This is a genomic window from Dyadobacter sp. LHD-138 (assembly GCF_030929615.1).
In the GTDB taxonomy this organism is placed as follows: domain Bacteria; phylum Bacteroidota; class Bacteroidia; order Cytophagales; family Spirosomataceae; genus Dyadobacter.
The window spans coordinates 64477-82288 of record NZ_JAVFVU010000007.1; the positions used below are offsets into that span (position 1 = coordinate 64477).

The window sequence follows — 17812 nt, forward strand, 5'->3', positions numbered from 1 at the left end:
ATCGTTTAAGTCAGGATATTTATGTAAATATTTAACTGAAAGCTATGTAAATTGGGATTGTAATAAAACTAAACCCATGAAACGTAGAAAAATTTTAAAAAGCCTGTCAACACTGCCTTTGATTGGTACATTGCCATTTCAGTCCGTTAATTTAACGACAACTCCCCTAAAAAAGAAACGTGATATCATCCAGGAATTAGGAATTCGTTCCTTTATTAACGCTGCCGGTACGTTAACTTATATGTCGGGCTGTATTATGGATGAAGAAGTTGTTGAAACGATTGAAAATACTTCGCGGCATTTTTGCATGATTGATGAAGTGCAGGATAAAGTGGGTGCTAAAATTGCTGAATTTGTACATGCTGAGGCGGCCATGGTTTCCTGCGGCGCTTTTTCTGCGATGACGCTGGGGCTTGCCGGTATTTTAACAGGACTTGATATCAGGAAAGTAGAGCAGCTGCCGCATCTGGAAGGAACTGGAATGAAGTCGGAAGTGATTTGTCAGAAATCGCATAATGAAAGATATAACCATGCTTTTCTGAACACAGGTTGTACGGTTGTGGAGGTTGAAACAATCGAGGACGTACGCAAGGCGGTTAATGAGAAGACCGCTTTACTGCATTTTCTGAATATTCAGACAAACGAGGGAAAGATTAAACATGAAGAATGGGTAGCCTTGGGTAAAGCGTTGCAAATCCCTACGTCCATTGATATCGCAGCCGATGTTCCGCCCGTTTCAAACCTTTGGAAATTCAACGATATGGGTTTTGATCTCGTGTTTATTTCAGGAGGAAAAGCAATGCGCGGGCCGCAAAGTGCCGGAATTCTAATGGGGAAGAAGGATCTCATTGCAGCTGCCCGGTTAAATGCACCGCCACGCGGTTTTACCATTGCCAGGGGGCATAAAGTAAATAAGGAGGAAATACTCGGTATGTATGTGGCGCTGGAAAAGTTTATTTCCGGAGACCATGAGCGGGAGTGGAAGACCTGGGAAGCGCGTATCGCACAGATTGAAGGCGCGTTAAAAGATCTTGCCGGTATAACAACCAAAGTGGTAGTTCCGGAACTCGGTAATATCACCCCGACGCTTACAATATCCTGGGATGAAAATATTGTAAAACTGACGGGTCGGGAATTACGTGACCATCTTCGTGCAGGCAATCCGTCAATAGAAGCAGGGTTTGGAGGATTGCCTTTGTATCATTATCAGGCAGGTTCCGACTCTGTTGACCCGGCGATTGCGGAAACACTAAAAGGTGCGAATCTGATACGGGTTACGGGTTGGATGCTTCAACCTGGTGAAGACAAAATTGTTGCGAGGCGGATCAGAGAGGAGCTTAGCAAGGCCACCACGGTGAAAAGCTGAGATACCACTTTGGATTGAATTCTATTGATTTTTAAAGGGCACAGCTGATATTTTTCGGTTGTGCCCTTTTGTTGCTGTAAATACAGCATGGTGGTTTTGAAACTTAGGAAGCTTCGTTATCTGTCTTTTTTAAGGCCAGGTAATACTTTCGTTTCTGGTCACTGAGATGCTCTATGGCATATCTTAAAAGTGTTCGGGGCATAGTTGATGCGTACCGGTCCAGAAAGCTGATGAGCCTGACCTGGTCACTTTTTCCCGCCTGCCGGAGCCATCCACCGGCTGCTTTATGAATCAGGTCCTGGGTATCGTTCAGCAATATTTCGGCAATGTGGAAAGTGTCGTCCAGATCTCTGTTTTTTAAAAAATAGCCCGTGCTTACAATCGCGGTCCGGCGCTCCCAGATATTGTCAGAAACGGCAAGTTGATATAAAATATCTCTTGGTTTGTCATTCAAATACCGCCCGATCACATACATGCAGCTGATATCGACAAGATCCCAATTGTTGATTCTGTCGTGACGACGCAGGTAAAGGTCATACAATGCTTTCCGGTTATTTTCAGAGGTTTTATTATTACGGGCTTGTTGGTTCATAATACTTAATGCGCCGGTCCGGAGTTCATGGACAGGGCTTTCCAGTAACTTTTCCAATTCATCCGTTGACATTTGAATAAACTCTTTCGCAAGCGAGAACAAACTGCCCATACGCACACCGATAAACACATCTCCTTCGCCATATTGCCCGGCACCTGATTTGAAATAGCGCTGTATCTTTACAAGTTCTTCCGGAGATTGTAATGTGTATAATTTTTCAGTAAAGGCCTCAGCGGAAATATTTTTAGTCATCGACGTTGTTTTAAACTTATAGATAATCCCGAAGGGATGATAGTATTGTGGAAAATGCGGGCAAACATTCAGGTTCTAACACTAAAAGGGTGAAATAACCATTTCAGAAATCGAATTTACAACGCGGTGAAAAATCTTATTCCCAAGCTAATCACAACGAATCGACCAGCCCAACGAGGTTTGAGGGTTCTGTCTGACAGTTACCTTCTACAATAATATCATTCCTTAGGGATTTTGTAGGGTGTTGGTTTTTTCTAGCCCCATCGACTATCCTAAGAAGGCGAGGAATGAAATTTTGGCCGATTGCCGACAACAAAACCGTCTTACAAGATGATTCGTGTAAGGTATATTGATTTACTTCAAATAAGTTTAAATGAATTCATCATGTGTACTATTGTCAGCTTAAGATAGTCGTTATAAACTAGCGGACGCTTTACCCAATAATCTCGCGACCACTTCATAGTCAATTTTTTGTCCCTCAATTATTGTGGCAGTTTTCCTGTCCGGACTGGTAGTTGATTTGAAAAATCCTTTAATTTCTTCAAGTTCTCCCGCATTAAAAATCATAAAGGATATCTTTTCCTTAGCACCATGAATGACGCAGGCATAGTGGCCGTTTTTCAAATAATGAGGTTTGCCATATTGTAACCGCTCTTGAACATCTGGGATCGTGTGGCTAATCATTTTTCTTAATTCACCACATACTTCTATTTGCCATGGCTGTAATTTTTCGATGTACTGTGTTACTTCTGGGTTCATATCGCGTTTTTAGTAAATGATTTCTTTGAAATAGGGTATGTTCATATAATAACAGGTTTTTCTTTTCGTAATTTACCACCAAACCAGGTGCATGGCAATGCAGTAACGGCCAGGGCGATGGGATACCAGTGGGGAGATAGATCCCAGGCCACGATGACGCCGATGAGGCTGACGATAATGCCGATAACCCCCAGAATAATTGCATGACGCGTACCGTGCGAAGGCGCAAGTACCGCTGTAATATAACCTCCGACGACCGCATACACACAACGGTAAATCAGTGCGAGCATAAGCATCCAGGGTATGGACAGACCTTTTTCAGGCGCCGGGAAAATACCGAGCGTTTCAAGCAAAATGTCAGTTCCGGTAGACAACAATACGATGGTCATGATGCCGGCGAGAATTGCTACGATACTTTTTAGTGGACTTTTAGTCATACTTTTAAACGGGTTTGATTGTTAAAAGCATCTTAAACTTGATAAAGCAAATATATCAGGATAATCTAAATCCTAAGGGGGGTAAATACGACGATCTAAGGGGTTGTTTTCGCCATTCAATTAATTAATAAAGCACATTAATTTACTACTTTTTTGCCTATTTTCGTAAGAACAAGTTGGCAAATTCCTTTATAAATGTCAACTTATGGATGCATTTTAAAGATGAATTGCTATGGCCTATGATGAAATAATTGTGAACCGGATTCGGGAAGAACTTGGTAATAAAACTGCCGTTGAAGAGACGAAAATGTTCCAGGGAATTTGTTTTATGGTGCATGATAAAATGTGTGTCTGCGCCCGAGATAATCATATTTTATGCCGGATCGGTTCGGAACAGGCGGAAATTGAGCTTGAAAAAGGCGAATGCAGACAGATGATCAGCCATGGGCGGGTTATGAAAGATTTTGTGTTTGTAGATCTTGAAAATGTAAAAACAAACCAGGCCTTAAAGTACTGGATCAATTTGGCTTTAAGTTTCAATGTTCACGCGAAATCATCAAAAAGACGGAAAAGAGCATAGTAAAGTGTACCCAATAGGTCAGTCAGCCAGCCGTGTTGAGACGACAAACCGTTCGGATCTTATTGTCGGTATCCAATTCAAAGACTGTCGCTTGAAGAATTGTGATCAATTTCCCGTATTTTCTCTGATCTGACGATTGATATTACCCAGAGTATCAGAATTCCGATCAAAAGATAAAAAACCTGCTCCTCTCTTTCAAGACGTAATGTAGACGGATCCATAATGAGGTTAATTTAGATTGAAAATGATTAAAACTAAGCATTACAATATTCATTAACAGAGGGTTTTTTAAAGCGGTAATTTAAATCAGGTTTAGAAAGATGATTTAAATTACTTTTTTTGAGTGATTTAAACAAGTATTAATGATCCAACGGTAGGTATTCCTGAGAATTAGGTTCGTGCCCGGACTTTTGAAAATATCCATAGGATTAGGACGGCTATTAATAGAATAAAAACACCTTCTTCGCGGCGGTTCGCAAGTATGAACTAGGCATATTGAATTCAGTTTCGTTAAGATGTGATAAAGACGTTGTAGTAATAATTTGGTCACAAAAAATAGAGAATATTTTGTGACGAACAGGAATTTCCCGTTTTGTTATCGTTTGTGCTACTCAGGAAATTACTGGGAATACTGGTTTTTATTGATGTAAACAATGATTTAATCAGAGAAAGAAAGTTTTAGCTTATCTTAGTTTGAACTGTTTTTATATATTGCAGCATTCAAATTCTATATTTATTTTAATAGTAAAATATATAACCAGCAGATGATCCTACCGGAGATTTCAATTGTGATGGCGACTTATAACAGGAGTAATATCTTAAGTTATTCTATCGCTTCGGTAATCAGCCAAACTTTTGAAAATTGGGAACTTTTGGTCATAGGCGATTGCTGCACGGATGATTCAGAGCAAGTCGTGTCGGATTTTAGGGATAACCGAATCCGTTTTATAAATCTTCCCGTCAATTTTGGAGAACAATCGGGCCCCAATAACGAGGGGCTGAAAAGAACGCGGGGGAAATACATTGCTTTTTTAAATCATGATGATTTATGGTTTAATGATCATCTCGAAACGGGACTGAGTACATTGTTAAAAAATGAAGCTGACCTGGTTTTTGCCAGTGGAATTGTCGATCACGGAGAAGAGATCCCTTTGGACGTCATCGGAATTGTGAGTAATAGACGTGGGTATCATCCAAGTCTCAGTTTTATCCCGGCATCCAACTGGCTTTTTAGAAAGGAGTTGGTTCAGGAAATTGGTCTTTGGAGACCCGCGAGAGAACTCTACCTTGTTCCCTCACATGATTGGCAGAAGAGAGTTTTTAATGCTGGGAAACGGATTGTTTTTACAAAGAAAATTACGGTAATCGCTTTACCATCCAGTTCTCGCAAAAATGCGTATCTTGATAGAAGTCAGGCGGAAAACGAGAAGTATTTTGCCAGAATTAATGATCCAGATTTTCGTGTTCAACTCTTTTCCCGGGTTATATTCGATTTTGGTCAATTTTATTACCACGATGAGAAAATTTATTTTGGACGGTTTTTGCGTAGAAAAATTAGAAATTTACTTATATACTTTGGCTGGAACACGATTGAACTAAGGTTCTTTTTTAAATTTGGAAAGGGAGGCCTTGTTAAGAAATACCGTAAACAACGCGGCTTATAATAATATAACCAAACTCAAGCTATGGATAACATCTTTACAAATGCGAAAAAAGACCCGCAAAGTATAACTGCGGACTGGATACCGGTAATTTCCGATTTTATTGAAGGAGTTAAGGTAAAAGAGGTTAAAAATGTTTTGAAGAATAACGGATATTTGACAGAAATATACCGGAAAGATTGGGAAGTGGATAATCTGCCAGTCGGACAGGTTTTTCAAGTTTCGTTGAATCCGGGCGGATTGTCTGCCTGGCATGCCCATGAATTCACGACGGACAGGCTGTTTGTCAATCATGGTACTATCAAGGTTGTTTTGTATGATGGCAGAGAAGATTCTCCCACATTTGGCCGAATCAATGAGTTCAGGTCCGGTACGGAAAGGCCAATGTTGATTATTGTGCCGCCCAAAGTCTGGCATGGTGTATTCAACTACGGCGATTCTAGTGCCTATCTGCTCAATATGGTAGATAAATCCTATAACTACCAGGATCCGGATCACTGGCGTTTGGCTGGTGATACAAAAGAAATACCATATCAATTTTTCTAACTTACAGGGAATTTTAAAAACTGGCGTTTTCGTCTTGCCGGTTTTACAAATTCATTTCTCTTAACCAGGACCGAAAGTATAAAGTTTGTGATGTCTCATCAGGGCTCGCAAACTTTTTTTATAAAAACTTCTACAAAAGCTTGCAATTCCAAATTCATTAAATTTACTTTGTCTATATATTTTATAGACTTATGGCTTTGAACCACCCTTGTGCCTAAGTAAAACCAGAAATTATTCGTTTATGAAAGCGACTGTTTTACATGATTTTGATTTGTCTGTAATGGCAAACAAGGGGGTATATCGTCAACTGCTCGTTTCTGAGCCGTGTTGTTGCTGATCCCGTTTTTCTTCCTGTAACTTATTTAAAGTTCTGAAATATCCCGGTCGGCAGTGATGCTGTTCAGATGCAGATTTTCGGTGGTTGTCAATTTGCAAATGCGCGGCATACTGTCCAGGGGTATTTCAGGAAATATTTTCCCAAGTAATCATATATTGTTATGACAACAGATGATGTCGTTCTGCTTGTCAAGAAAATTGCTGTCGGCATTTTTCTGACGCTCGTTCCCTTTGTGCTGATTGCCGGAGGAATCTGGTTGGCGTATAATCTAATAAGTTAGTCACTAATTATCATTTACTATTAGTTCTTACGATATGAAAGTTGAACAAGAAATCACACAAAAAATCAGGCGGGACGCGATCATTAGCGTGTTTTTGTATCTGCTGCCGATTGTATTGATGTTCAGTGCTTTTTATTTTACGGGTGATAAACCCTGGCAGGGAAGTAATGTACTTCCTTTTCGGGTTCCACAGTTTTTGGAAGGTATATTTAAAAATCTGAGCTCCTGGGGTTTACCGGTTATTGTTCTGGTTATTGGCGTGATCGAATTCATTGCCGGTTTATATGAAAACAAATGGACAAAAAACGAGAGTCTTCTCGATATCGTTTGTTTTGTTGTTCCTAAAATCATCGTGCGGCCTGTTGTGACATATTTCAGTCTGCAATTGCTCCCACAAATACTACCCGATGCGAAAGATGTTTTCTCCTGGGTACCCTTCTGGTGGGCGTTCGCAATTATCGCTGTGGCCGACGATCTTACCCAGTACTGGTACCACCGATTGCATCATCAGCTTCCGTGGCTATGGCGTTTTCACCGTACGCACCATAGCGCCAACTACATGGGCATGGCGATGGCGAGTCGTCAGAATATCATTTATACCATTTTTTTCTCACAAACTTACCTCACCGCAGCGCTTACTTACGTAGGTTTGGGTTATGCTGCGCTTTTCGTAAAGGTGATTAAGTCGCTGATCACGACGGGAGCACATTCGAGCATTCCCTGGGATAAGCCTTTTTACCAGATTAAATGGTTGAACCCGATTGGCTGGGTTTTGGAAAGATTAATTTCGACACCGGCGACGCATCACGCACACCACGCCGATACCACAGACGACGGCGTAGGTTATTACAAGGGTAATTTTGGTAACATGTTTTTCCTTTGGGACATCATTTTCGGGACAGGTATCATCACCAGAAAATATCCAACTTCCTATGGTATAAAACATTATCAAGAGGAGGAATGGTACGCCCAGTTTCTTTGGCCGATCATAAAATCGAAAAAGAAGGGCAGCGAACTTTCAGCGGATGGTCCTATGGTTGGCGACGCAGTGCCCGAAACCAGCGTTGAACCACTACCGCTTGAAACAAGGGCGGCGATTTGATTTACAGAATATTACAAAAGTAGCTGTTGGCAATTAGCTATATGCGATTCTCAGTAATCGGATGATTGATAGCTTATTTTAAAAATCAATAATGTAAACTAATTTTTCACCACTACTTGTATTGAATTGTGAACATCGGAACTCCATTTTTTGCACATCTGGCCAACACCTCTCTCCACTGGCCTTCAGAGACCTTGTGGAAGGGTTGTCAGGATTGTATAAGCTATTGATCTTGTTAATCGGCTTATCAACCTGGAAGCAAGTTTCTGACATATGCTCTGACTAGTCAGGGATATTTCCTTCGATCGTTAAATTTTGTAGCAGCCCCGGTTATCCTGAATCAGGATATTATTTCCGTATATACTTGTAGGTTATCCTCTTTCGGGTAGCTGCCAGCGGAGGTGCGTGTGCTTCATCAGATCGGTTCAAATTATTAATTTACCATTATTTTCCCACAAAATGATTAAGAAAAATCTCTACCTGATATGGATATTAGGTGCGCTGGTTTTTACCTCGTTTCAGGTAAAAGGCCAGGATCTCATAAAAGGTGTCGTCAAGGATGAATCCGGCCAGGGTTTACCGGGTGCCACCGTCGTAGAAAAAGGAACTACAAAGTTTGCATCCACCGATGTTGATGGGAAATTTACGATTCCTGCCGGCAAAGTATTTCCATTCACCATTCAAATCAATATCACCGGTTTTCAGCAGCAGGAAATTGAAATATACGAGCTGACTGACGAGCCCGTGGATGTTATTCTAAAAACGGCTAATGTGCTCGACGAACTTGTCGTAATTGGTTACGGAGAGCAAAAAAGAAAGGACATTACGGGTTCTGTGGCGTCAGTGCCTTTGGAAATAAAAAGCCAGCCCGTTGCCTCGGTGGAACGCCTGCTTCAGGGCTCGGTAGCGGGTGCCGTGGTTACACAAACCTCCGGTCAGCCTGGTGGTGGGGTAAGTGTGCAGATCCGGGGTAATAACTCCATCACGGCTGGGAGTGATCCCCTGTATGTAATCGACGGATTTCCTATTAACAACGATTATTCTCTAACAGATGCCGGCGTAACAGACGGATCAAAAATTAATCCTTTGTCCTCTATCGCTACCGCAGATATTGAAAATATCGATGTATTAAAGGATGCTTCGGCCACTGCGATTTACGGCTCCCGCGGCGCCAATGGGGTCGTTATTATCACAACCAAAACGGGGTCCAAAAACAAGTCATCCATCAACTATGATGGATTCTATGGCACGCAGGAAGTGGTTCGTACACTGCCTTTGCTGAACGCCGCACAATGGTGGGCATTGCGAAAAGATGCTGCTGTGAATTCCGGAAAATCGGTTTCGATACCATCTGTCACAGGTTACTCACTGGATACAACGGGTGTAGGAACAGACTGGCAGGATGCTGCATTCAGAAGAGCTACGCAGCAAAGCCATAACTTATCGATTTTGTCGGGTTCGGATAAAACAAGACTTGCCATTTCCGGTAATTATTTCAAACAAAATGGCATTCTGCAAAATACGGATTTCAGGAGGTTTTCAGCGCGCGTAAACCTGGATCATCATTACAATGACCGTTTCCGGATTTTTGCCAATTTAAGTGCGAGCAATACCAAGGCAAATGTGGCACCGGCCAACATTATCGGAAACCTGCTGCAGACACCGCCTTCGCTGCCCATCTATCAAAATGACGGTACATTTGTCGTGAACAGCCCTTTTGAGTCGGCTTTGCAAAACCCGATAAACTCGCTTTACAACCAGCTGAATGAAACGATCACCAACCGTTTTCTTGGAAATGTTTCCGGTGAATATACAATCGCGGAAGGCCTGAAAGCGAAAGTTTTAATCGGTGTTGATGTTGTAGGAAACAAACAAAACAGATATTTGCCAAGTACTACGGCAGAAGGACTGGCATTAAGTGGCGATGCGATCGTGGGGACGGTTGCTACTACGAGCTGGCTGAACGAGAATACGTTAAGTTATGACAAAGAGTTAAACGAGAAAAACCGGATCAACGCAGTTGTAGGTTTTACAGCACAAACTTCGCAGTCGAAAAGCGCTATTGCCGAGGCTGCTGGTTTTGCAACGGATGCTTTCCAATTTAACAATCTTGCAACGGGTATCACAAGCATTGCACCGCGTTCGGCTTCCAGTGAATGGTCTCTGGCTTCTTATCTTGGTCGTATCAATTATGTTTTTGACGATCGCTATCTGTTTACTTTCACACTTCGCGCGGATGGATCTTCGCGTTTTGGCGATGGCAATAAGTGGGGATATTTTCCTTCGGCCGCGATTGGATGGAATGTAAACAATGAAAAATTCTTCCAGCAATTTAAGAGCATCAGTCTTTTGAAATTGAGATTGAGCGCCGGGACAACGGGTAATCAGAGTATTCCGCCATATCAGTCGTTGTCGCAGCTTGCCTACTACCGTTATAACTTTTCTAATACCACGGTTTCGGGATATGCACCCAATTCCGTACCGAATCCAAATTTGGGGTGGGAAAAAACATTTCAGGTGGATGCAGGGATTGACCTGGGATTATTCAAAAACCGTTTGAGCATTATCGCTGATTATTATTATAAAAAGACTACGGATCTGCTTTTGACAAGAACGGTAGCGGGTACTTCCGGTTTATCGGATTTTTACAACGGACAGGCATCTACCGTTTACCAGAATATTGGCGAAGTGAGCAATCAGGGCGTTGAATTATACGTCAATTCTCAAAATACAACCGGACCTTTTAAATGGAATACAATCTTCATTTTTGCAAAAAACACGAACAAGATTCTGAGTCTTGGTGACGGTGTGGACCAGATTATTCCAAACATCAGCGCGCCGTCGATTGCGAAAGTGGGTTATCCATTGGGATCATTTATCGTCTATAAAACGGATGGTATCATCCAGCAGGGAGAAACGGCTTTGACGCCGCAGCAAAACAAAAGTCCTGGCGGACAGAAATACAAGGATATCAACAATGACGGTGTGATCACGCAAACCGGCGACCGTGTGATTATTTCAAATCAGCCGGGTTTCACGACGGGATTGACCAACACATTTAACTACAAAGGATTTGATCTGACAGTTTTCTTCCAGGCATCTATCGGAGGAAAGTTATATAATCAAAACCGCGCGTTGCTGGAACTGGGAACCGGTTACATAAACGCTTCGGACGTCGTTCTGAATCGCTGGACTCCTACGAATACAGACACCGATGTGAAGGCCGCATTCCAGGATCCTGCCATTACGATCTCAGATCGCTTTATCGAAGATGCTACGTATTATCGTCTGAAAAATATCTCATTCGGATATTCTTTACCAAAAGCACTTTTGTCGAGGATAAAAGTAGAATCGCTTCGGGTTTATGTTTCTGCGCAAAATGCAATCACTTGGTCAAAGTATACCGGTTATGATCCGGAGGTGAGTCTTAACGGGCAGTCACTGATCAATAAGGGTGTAGACCAGGGTGTTTATCCAAACAACAAGTCGGTTCAGGTTGGTCTTTCCCTTTCATTCTAGACAAATCAGACCGAAAATAATCCGAATCCATACAAGATATAAACAGGGCTGATGCCTGAATGACAACAGCAAAATGCTATAAATTATGAAAAGTATAAAATATTTTCTTCTTGCATCGATGACGATCGGGCTTTCGTCCTGCGATGAATTTTTGAAAGAGGATCCCAAGTCCTTCCTGTCGGAGGAGCAGTATTACAAAACCCAGACGGATGCTATCAACGCGGTCAATGCCGTTTATTTTCTTCTGAATTCGGGTGGTAATTCGGTTCAAACGCCTTACAATACACTTTTCAACACGGGTATGAATATGGCCAGCGACGACGAAGATCCGGGTCCTGGCGCGACGAATGCCGATGTTAGATCACTTTCCGTACTGGCGCATTCGTCCAGTAACCTTCGGATTTACGAGCTTTGGCAGCAGCATTTTGCCGCGATCAAAAAGGCAAACGTGGCGTTGGAAAAGATTCGGGCCATTGATTTTGACAATGCGCTGAAAGAACGCTTGCTGGCGGAGACCAAGTTTTTGCGTGCATTGTACTATTTCAATGTAGTCCGGTTGTATGGCGACGTACCGCTAATCGTGGAATATCAGAAGTATGTCAATGCAAACGATTATGAAATCGCAAAGTCTTCTTCGGCAGATGTTTACAAACAGATTGAAAAAGACCTGACCGAGGCGGCGGCTGTTTTACCCGCTACTTATGCATCACCGAACGTTGGCCGGGCAACTGCGGGGGCTGCAAAGGCACTTTTGGCGAAGGTTTACCTGACAAAAGCTTCTCTTCCATTGAACATCAGCGCACATTACGCTGACGCCGTGAAGAAAGCGGAGGAAGCACTTTCCGTGGCTGACGGCGGAACCGGGAACTATGGTTATGATCTGGTTTCGAACTATGCTGAAGTGTTTTTGCCCGCTTTCAAAAATAATAAGGAGCATATTTTTTCAGCGCAGTTTAAATCCAATTCCTTGAATCAGGGGAATAACGAATATCCCCGGTCGATACTTTCAGGCATTCCCGGACTCACCGGGAACTATGCGCATATGGTACGATATTACACGCAGGGCAATGACAAATTTTTCAGTATTTATAAGCTGTTTCGTCCGGACGACAAGAGAAGGAATGTAACTTTTGTAAGAAATTTTACCAGCCCCTCCAATGGACGCAGGTATGCATTGCCAATCGCAAATACCGCTGTTCCTAACGACTCAACGCCTTTCTGGAATAAATGGCAGGACCCGGCGTCGTTGTCAGTTACGAATCAGTCGGCTGCCAATGTACCCATTATCCGTTATGCCGAATTACTGTTGATCCATGCGGAAGCGGAAAATGAAGCGAATGGCCCCACCGCTAAGGCTTACAAGTCTTTGAACAAGGTAAGAACAAGGGCAGGGCTTCCAGATCTGACGGCCGGATTGACCAAAGATCAGTTCCGCGACTCTGTATATCTGGACCGCCGCCTGGAACTTACTTATGAATATCAGCGATGGTTTGATTTGATTCGTCAGAAAGATGCCGATGGGAAATCAACATTTGTGCGGAATCAGCAAAAGGTTGGCAAGACGAATGCAGCTGAAAAGCATCGTTTATATCCGATTCCGCAATCTGAAATCGACAACAACAAACTGCTGGTTCAGAATCCGGGTTTTGAGTGATCGTCATTTGATTTAAACAAGCGGAATGAAGGTAAATGTCTTTTCTTTTTACAGGAATCAGGGCATTTACCTTTGTTTTAACTACGATATTTTGAAAAGAATACTTGGTATCAATTTACGCTCAGGCGTTGCGGCGTTCATTTTTTTTCATGGAAACGTTTGTGCCCAGAGAACGGAAAAACCCAATATTGTCGTCATTCTGGCTGATGATATGGGCTTCTCGGATCTGGGAAGTTTTGGCTCCGAAATCCATACGCCCAATCTGGATAAACTTGCTCACGAAGGCTTGAAGATTACCCAGTTTTATAACAGCGGAAGGTGTTGCCCTTCGCGGGCGGCACTGCTGACCGGACTTTACCCGCATCAGGCGGGCATTGGCGATATGATTCAGGACAAGGGATCGCCTGCTTATCAGGGATATCTGAGTAAACACAGTGTAACCATTGCTGAATTATTGAAAACGGTCGGTTATCATACCATTGTCTCAGGGAAATGGCACGTCGGGCAGGTTGAATCTGCGTTGGCGCATAACCGCGGTTTCGACAAGTCTTTTACCATGCAGAATAACGGAAGCAGTTATTTTAATTCGGAACCGATTTATAACGACGGGCGGAAGGTTACTTTTTTGCTAAATGGAAAGCCAATGCAACGGCAGGATACATCGCGTTATCTGACCCAGGCGATTACTGATTTTGCCGTTAAATCACTCGATGAAATTAAGGCCGATGCCAATCCTTTTTTCTTGTATGTCGCCTACAATGCGCCCCACTGGCCGATTCAGGCTTTACCGGAAGATATTGCCAAGTACAAAGGCAGTTATTTGAAAGGCTGGGATGTAATGCGCACCCAGCGCTTCCGGAAGCAAAGGAAATTGGGTATTGTGAAAGATAGCTGGCAGTTGTCACCGCGATTTGAACAAACACCCGACTGGAATAAGCTGACGGCAGCGGAGAAAGATTTCTGGGATATGAGGATGGCCATTTATGCCGCTATGATTGATCGGATGGACCACGGAATCGGTGAAATTATCAGCAAACTGAAAGCAATAAAAAAGGACAAAAACACGATCATTCTTTTTGTTTCAGACAATGGAGGAAGTGGTGATACGGTAAAAGACTGGGACTACGTGACGCAAAAGAATGGAACGCCGGGTTCAGTAAATTCTATCGACAGTTATTATCCGCCCTGGGGAAATGTCAGCAATACGCCTTTTCGGTTGTTTAAGAAAAACACACATGAAGGCGGGATAGCGACACCATTCATCGCCTGGTATCCGAGGGGAATTAAAGAAGGGACAACAAGCGATCAGGTCGGGCATCTGATTGATATCATGCCTACCTGCCTGGATTTGGCCGGGGTTGCTTATCCTGGAAAATTTCAAACAGACACATTAACGCCGCTGGAAGGACAGAGTTTGGTGAATATTTTCAAAAATCCGATACGGAATAGGAGCAAAACCCTTTTTTGGGAACATGAAGGAAGTCGTGCGATGCGGAAAGGCGACTGGAAACTGGTGGCTGAAATAAACCAGCCCTGGGAATTGTACAATCTAAAAACCGATCGTGCGGAGACAAAAGACCTGGCCGCTACCTATCCGGAGAAGGTAAAAACACTAGCGGAAGAATATCAGCAGTGGGCTGGGAAAGTGGGTGTCGTGGATTGGAACAAGATCAAGTAAAGTTTTGAAAATTAATAGATTATAAGAAATCGCAAACACAAAAAATGATGAAAAATCTATCTTTTCCCGTAAAACAAATGGCTTTGGCAGCAATGGCCTGGATAGCCTCAAATCAGGTGGTCAATGCGCAACATACGCCTTTGCAGCCTTACAAAGGTAAAATTGGAAAAACTGTAAAGGAGACACAGGAAGCGTGGCCGGAAAAGAAAAAAGCGGCCAAAGGAGCACCAAATGTTGTCTGGATTTTGCTGGATGATATCGGTTATGGCGCGATTAGCACTTTCGGCGGCCTGATCAATACACCGACATTGGACAGCCTGGCCAATAACGGTTTACGTTACACCAATTTTCATACAACGGCAATATGCGCACCAACCCGCGCTGCGCTGCTGACAGGCCGAAATTCGCATTCAGCCCATATGGGTCTGTTTCCTGAAACTGCTATCGGCACACCGGGTTATGATGCGCAGATTCCATTTGAAAAAGCGACCGTAGCCGAAATTTTAAAAGAAAACGGATACAATACTTTTGCGTTGGGCAAATGGCATATTACGCCGCTGGCTGACTTAACACCAGCCGGTCCATTTAACCGTTGGCCAACGGGAAGAGGTTTTGAACAATTCTACGGATTTCCATCCCGTGGGAGCATCGACCAGTGGCACCCAGAACTTTGGGAAGGAACGCACCGGTTGAAAGACCAGCAGGATGGAAAACATTTCAATGAACTCATCGCGGATCGCGCAATCAGTTATATTTCGGGACAGGGATCAGGCGGTTCCGAAAAGCCATTTTTCCTGTATCTCGCAACGGGCGCTGGCCATGCGCCGCATCAGGTCGCCAAAGAGTGGTCGGATAAATACAAAGGCAAGTTTGATGAGGGCTGGGATGTTTATCGGGAAAAAGTTATTGCCAACCAGATCAAACTGGGCGTTGTTCCCAAAAATGCAAAGGTACCACCTCGTAATCCGGGTGTGAAAGACTGGAACACTTTGTCGGCAAATGAGAAGAAATTGTATGCGCGTTTCATGGAAACTTATGCCGGTTTTCTCGAATATACAGATCATGAAATTGGGCGGGTCATTACCCATCTTAAAGAATCGGGTCAACTTGAAAATACATTGGTTTTTGTTTCTGTCGGCGATAATGGCGCGAGTAAGGAAGGGACCTTTGTAGGTACTGTTAACAATTATGGCGCAGGGATTTCGGAAGAGGAGCGTTTGAAGAAAAATATTGAAAACATTGACCTGATCGGCACCGAATTTTCCAAAGTAAACTATCCTCTGGGATGGTCAGCGGCCACAAATGTTCCTTTCCGTCACTGGAAACAAGATGCCAATTCGGAAGGTGGTACGCATAATCCCCTCATTGTTTTTTATCCAAAGGGTATTAAAGAGAAAGGCGGGATCAGAAATCAATATGGCCATGTGATTGATATTTTACCGACGACTTTGGAGCTGGTTAATGCCAAAGTGCCTGAAAATATTAACGGTTACAAGCAGGACATTATCGAAGGGACAAGCCTAGCTTATAGTTTAAATGATGCCGGAGCAAAAGATCGCCATACGGTGCAGTATTATGAGATTAGAGGCTCCCGTTCAATTTATAAGGATGGCTGGAAAGCGGGTTCACTGCATGTAAAAGGGCAGGATTACAACAATGATACATGGGAGCTGTATAATCTGAAAGAAGATTTTAACGAGGTAAACAATTTGGCGGAACAGAATCCGGTAAAGCTCAAAGAACTGAAAACGTTGTTTGACAGCGAAGCAACGAAGTACAATGTTTATCCGCTTAAGGACGGTACGGAGCCCTTTGTTTTACCAACGGCCTATAAAGATATTGACCGGGTTGTGCTTTATCCCGGACAATCGACCATTGTAGATGTTGCCGGACCGTTCGCGGTTAAAAGATCATTTAGCTTAATTGCTGATGCCGAGATTAATGGTGTTGAAACCGAGGGAGTATTATTATCTCGCGGAGGTTTCGAAGGTGGTTTGAGTTTCTTTATTCAAAATCATAAACTTAATCTTGTATATGCGGTTGGCGACGGGACAAAGTATGTGGTCTCGTCTGAAAATGCGACACTGCCAACAGGAAAGGTGCAGCTTCGTGCCGATGTGAAATATGCTGAAAATGGAAGCGGTGTTGTTAGTCTTTTTGTAAATAATGTAAAGGCAGGCGAGTCGAAGCTGGAAAAGACTACGGGCTCGGTTTATCTGCATGAGGGGGTAAATGTGGGCATTGATGATCTGACGCCGGTTGCGGATTCCTATAAAGTACCTTTTGCGTTTACCGGAAAAATCAATAAGGTGGTAATCGACTACAATGCGGGGCAGCAGGCGAATTTGAAATAATTGTCTGTGGCTAAAGCCCGGCAGCTGAGGTCGCGTCATCCCAAGGCTGAAGCCTTGGGTTATGCCGGATTCGGTGTACGGGTTTCCGTTCTGTAACTACCTCAGTCAGATTGGCTAAGGCCTGGAATTTGTGGAAGCTGTTTTCCCAAGGCTGAAGCCTTGGGTTATGCTGGATTCGGTGTCCGGGTTTCCGTTCTGGAACTACCTCAGTCAGATTGGCTAAGGCTTGGAATTTGTGGAAGCTGTTTTCCCAAGGCTGAAGCCTTGGGTTATGCCGGATTCGGTGTACGGGTTTCCGTTCTGGAACTACCTCAGTCAGACTGGCTAAGGCTTGGAATTGGTGGAAGCTGTTTTCCCAAGGCTGAAGCCTTGGGTTATGCCGGATTCGGTGTACGGGTTTCTGTTCTGTAACTACCTCAGTCAGATTGGCTAAGGCTTGGAATTTGTGGAAGCTGTTTTCCCAAGGCTGAAGCCTTGGGTTATGCCGGATTCGGTGTACGGGTTTCCGTTCTGGAACTACCTCAGTCAGATTGGCTAAGGCTTGGAATTTGTGGAAGCTGTTTTCCCAAGGCTGAAGCCTTGGGTTATGCTGGATTCGGTGTACGGGTTTCTGTTCTGGAACTACCTCAGTCAGATTGGCTAAGGCTTGGAATTTGTGGAAGCTGTTTTCCCAAGGCTGAAGCCTTGGGTTATGC

The 17812-nt window shown here is 43.4% G+C and carries 14 protein-coding genes; 10 read left to right on the forward strand and 4 right to left on the reverse strand.

Going from position 1 to position 17812, the window contains the following annotated elements; translation table 11 throughout:
* Positions 1-76: 76 nt before the first annotated feature.
* The gene (locus RB622_RS06985; RefSeq protein WP_308045838.1) at positions 77-1366 is read left to right on the forward strand and encodes an aminotransferase class V-fold PLP-dependent enzyme; all 1290 of its coding nucleotides are present in this window, start codon (positions 77-79) and stop codon (positions 1364-1366) included.
* A 103-nt stretch (positions 1367-1469) separates the two neighbouring features.
* On the opposite strand, the gene RB622_RS06990 is transcribed toward RB622_RS06985, so the two are convergent.
* The 3 genes from RB622_RS06990 to RB622_RS07000 form a co-directional block, all read right to left on the reverse strand.
* Positions 1470-2210: a DNA alkylation repair protein gene (locus RB622_RS06990; RefSeq protein ID WP_308045839.1), complete on the reverse strand. Its 741-nt coding sequence runs from the start codon at positions 2208-2210 to the stop codon at positions 1470-1472.
* A 414-nt stretch (positions 2211-2624) separates the two neighbouring features.
* The gene (locus tag RB622_RS06995; RefSeq protein WP_308045840.1) at positions 2625-2969 is read right to left on the reverse strand and encodes a DUF1801 domain-containing protein; all 345 of its coding nucleotides are present in this window, start codon (positions 2967-2969) and stop codon (positions 2625-2627) included.
* Between the two features lie 41 nt (positions 2970-3010).
* Positions 3011-3406, reverse strand: a complete 396-nt coding sequence (locus tag RB622_RS07000) for a hypothetical protein (protein ID WP_308045841.1) — start codon at positions 3404-3406, stop codon at positions 3011-3013.
* A gap of 232 nt (positions 3407-3638) precedes the next feature.
* Between RB622_RS07000 and RB622_RS07005 the strand changes: the two genes are divergently transcribed.
* Entirely contained in the window at positions 3639-3986 is a 348-nt protein-coding gene (locus tag RB622_RS07005; RefSeq protein WP_308045842.1) for a TfoX/Sxy family protein, read from the forward strand.
* Positions 3987-4063: 77 nt separating this feature from the next.
* Here the strand turns inward: RB622_RS07005 and RB622_RS07010 are convergent, their stop codons facing one another.
* Positions 4064-4207 carry a hypothetical protein gene (locus tag RB622_RS07010; RefSeq protein WP_308045843.1) on the reverse strand — a complete coding sequence of 48 codons (144 nt, stop codon included), beginning with the start codon at positions 4205-4207 and terminating at the stop codon, positions 4064-4066.
* A 543-nt stretch (positions 4208-4750) separates the two neighbouring features.
* Here RB622_RS07010 and RB622_RS07015 point away from each other — a divergent pair.
* From RB622_RS07015 to RB622_RS07050, 8 genes are all read left to right on the forward strand, one after another.
* Entirely contained in the window at positions 4751-5650 is a 900-nt protein-coding gene (locus RB622_RS07015; protein ID WP_308045844.1) for a glycosyltransferase family 2 protein, read from the forward strand.
* 21 nt (positions 5651-5671) lie between these two features.
* The gene (locus tag RB622_RS07020) at positions 5672-6193 is read left to right on the forward strand and encodes a dTDP-4-dehydrorhamnose 3,5-epimerase family protein (protein ID WP_308045845.1); all 522 of its coding nucleotides are present in this window, start codon (positions 5672-5674) and stop codon (positions 6191-6193) included.
* A 651-nt stretch (positions 6194-6844) separates the two neighbouring features.
* On the forward strand, positions 6845-7912 hold the full coding sequence (locus RB622_RS07025; RefSeq protein ID WP_308045846.1) for a sterol desaturase family protein: 1068 nt from the start codon (positions 6845-6847) through the stop codon (positions 7910-7912).
* 459 nt (positions 7913-8371) lie between these two features.
* Positions 8372-11431 carry a TonB-dependent receptor gene (locus RB622_RS07030; protein WP_308045847.1) on the forward strand — a complete coding sequence of 1020 codons (3060 nt, stop codon included), beginning with the start codon at positions 8372-8374 and terminating at the stop codon, positions 11429-11431.
* Positions 11432-11516: 85 nt separating this feature from the next.
* Positions 11517-13085 carry a RagB/SusD family nutrient uptake outer membrane protein gene (locus RB622_RS07035; RefSeq protein WP_308045848.1) on the forward strand — a complete coding sequence of 523 codons (1569 nt, stop codon included), beginning with the start codon at positions 11517-11519 and terminating at the stop codon, positions 13083-13085.
* A gap of 91 nt (positions 13086-13176) precedes the next feature.
* The gene (locus RB622_RS07040) at positions 13177-14763 is read left to right on the forward strand and encodes an arylsulfatase (protein WP_308045849.1); all 1587 of its coding nucleotides are present in this window, start codon (positions 13177-13179) and stop codon (positions 14761-14763) included.
* Positions 14764-14807: 44 nt separating this feature from the next.
* The gene (locus RB622_RS07045; RefSeq protein ID WP_308045850.1) at positions 14808-17117 is read left to right on the forward strand and encodes an arylsulfatase; all 2310 of its coding nucleotides are present in this window, start codon (positions 14808-14810) and stop codon (positions 17115-17117) included.
* A 159-nt stretch (positions 17118-17276) separates the two neighbouring features.
* Positions 17277-17528 carry a hypothetical protein gene (locus RB622_RS07050; protein WP_308045851.1) on the forward strand — a complete coding sequence of 84 codons (252 nt, stop codon included), beginning with the start codon at positions 17277-17279 and terminating at the stop codon, positions 17526-17528.
* Positions 17529-17812 lie beyond the last annotated feature (284 nt).

Bases quoted from the DNA above. Each gene is read 5' to 3' on its own strand.
- RB622_RS07010 (WP_308045843.1), bottom strand. From the start codon at position 4,207: ATGGATCCGTCTACATTACGTCTTGAAAGAGAGGAGCAGGTTTTTTAT.
- RB622_RS06985 (WP_308045838.1), top strand. From the start codon at position 77: ATGAAACGTAGAAAAATTTTAAAAAGCCTGTCAACACTGCCTTTGATT.
- RB622_RS06990 (WP_308045839.1), bottom strand. From the start codon at position 2,210: ATGACTAAAAATATTTCCGCTGAGGCCTTTACTGAAAAATTATACACA.
- RB622_RS07030 (WP_308045847.1), top strand. From the start codon at position 8,372: ATGATTAAGAAAAATCTCTACCTGATATGGATATTAGGTGCGCTGGTT.
- RB622_RS07020 (WP_308045845.1), top strand. From the start codon at position 5,672: ATGGATAACATCTTTACAAATGCGAAAAAAGACCCGCAAAGTATAACT.
- RB622_RS07000 (WP_308045841.1), bottom strand. From the start codon at position 3,406: ATGACTAAAAGTCCACTAAAAAGTATCGTAGCAATTCTCGCCGGCATC.
- RB622_RS06995 (WP_308045840.1), bottom strand. From the start codon at position 2,969: ATGAACCCAGAAGTAACACAGTACATCGAAAAATTACAGCCATGGCAA.
- RB622_RS07025 (WP_308045846.1), top strand. From the start codon at position 6,845: ATGAAAGTTGAACAAGAAATCACACAAAAAATCAGGCGGGACGCGATC.
- RB622_RS07005 (WP_308045842.1), top strand. From the start codon at position 3,639: ATGGCCTATGATGAAATAATTGTGAACCGGATTCGGGAAGAACTTGGT.
- RB622_RS07045 (WP_308045850.1), top strand. From the start codon at position 14,808: ATGATGAAAAATCTATCTTTTCCCGTAAAACAAATGGCTTTGGCAGCA.
- RB622_RS07035 (WP_308045848.1), top strand. From the start codon at position 11,517: ATGAAAAGTATAAAATATTTTCTTCTTGCATCGATGACGATCGGGCTT.
- RB622_RS07015 (WP_308045844.1), top strand. From the start codon at position 4,751: ATGATCCTACCGGAGATTTCAATTGTGATGGCGACTTATAACAGGAGT.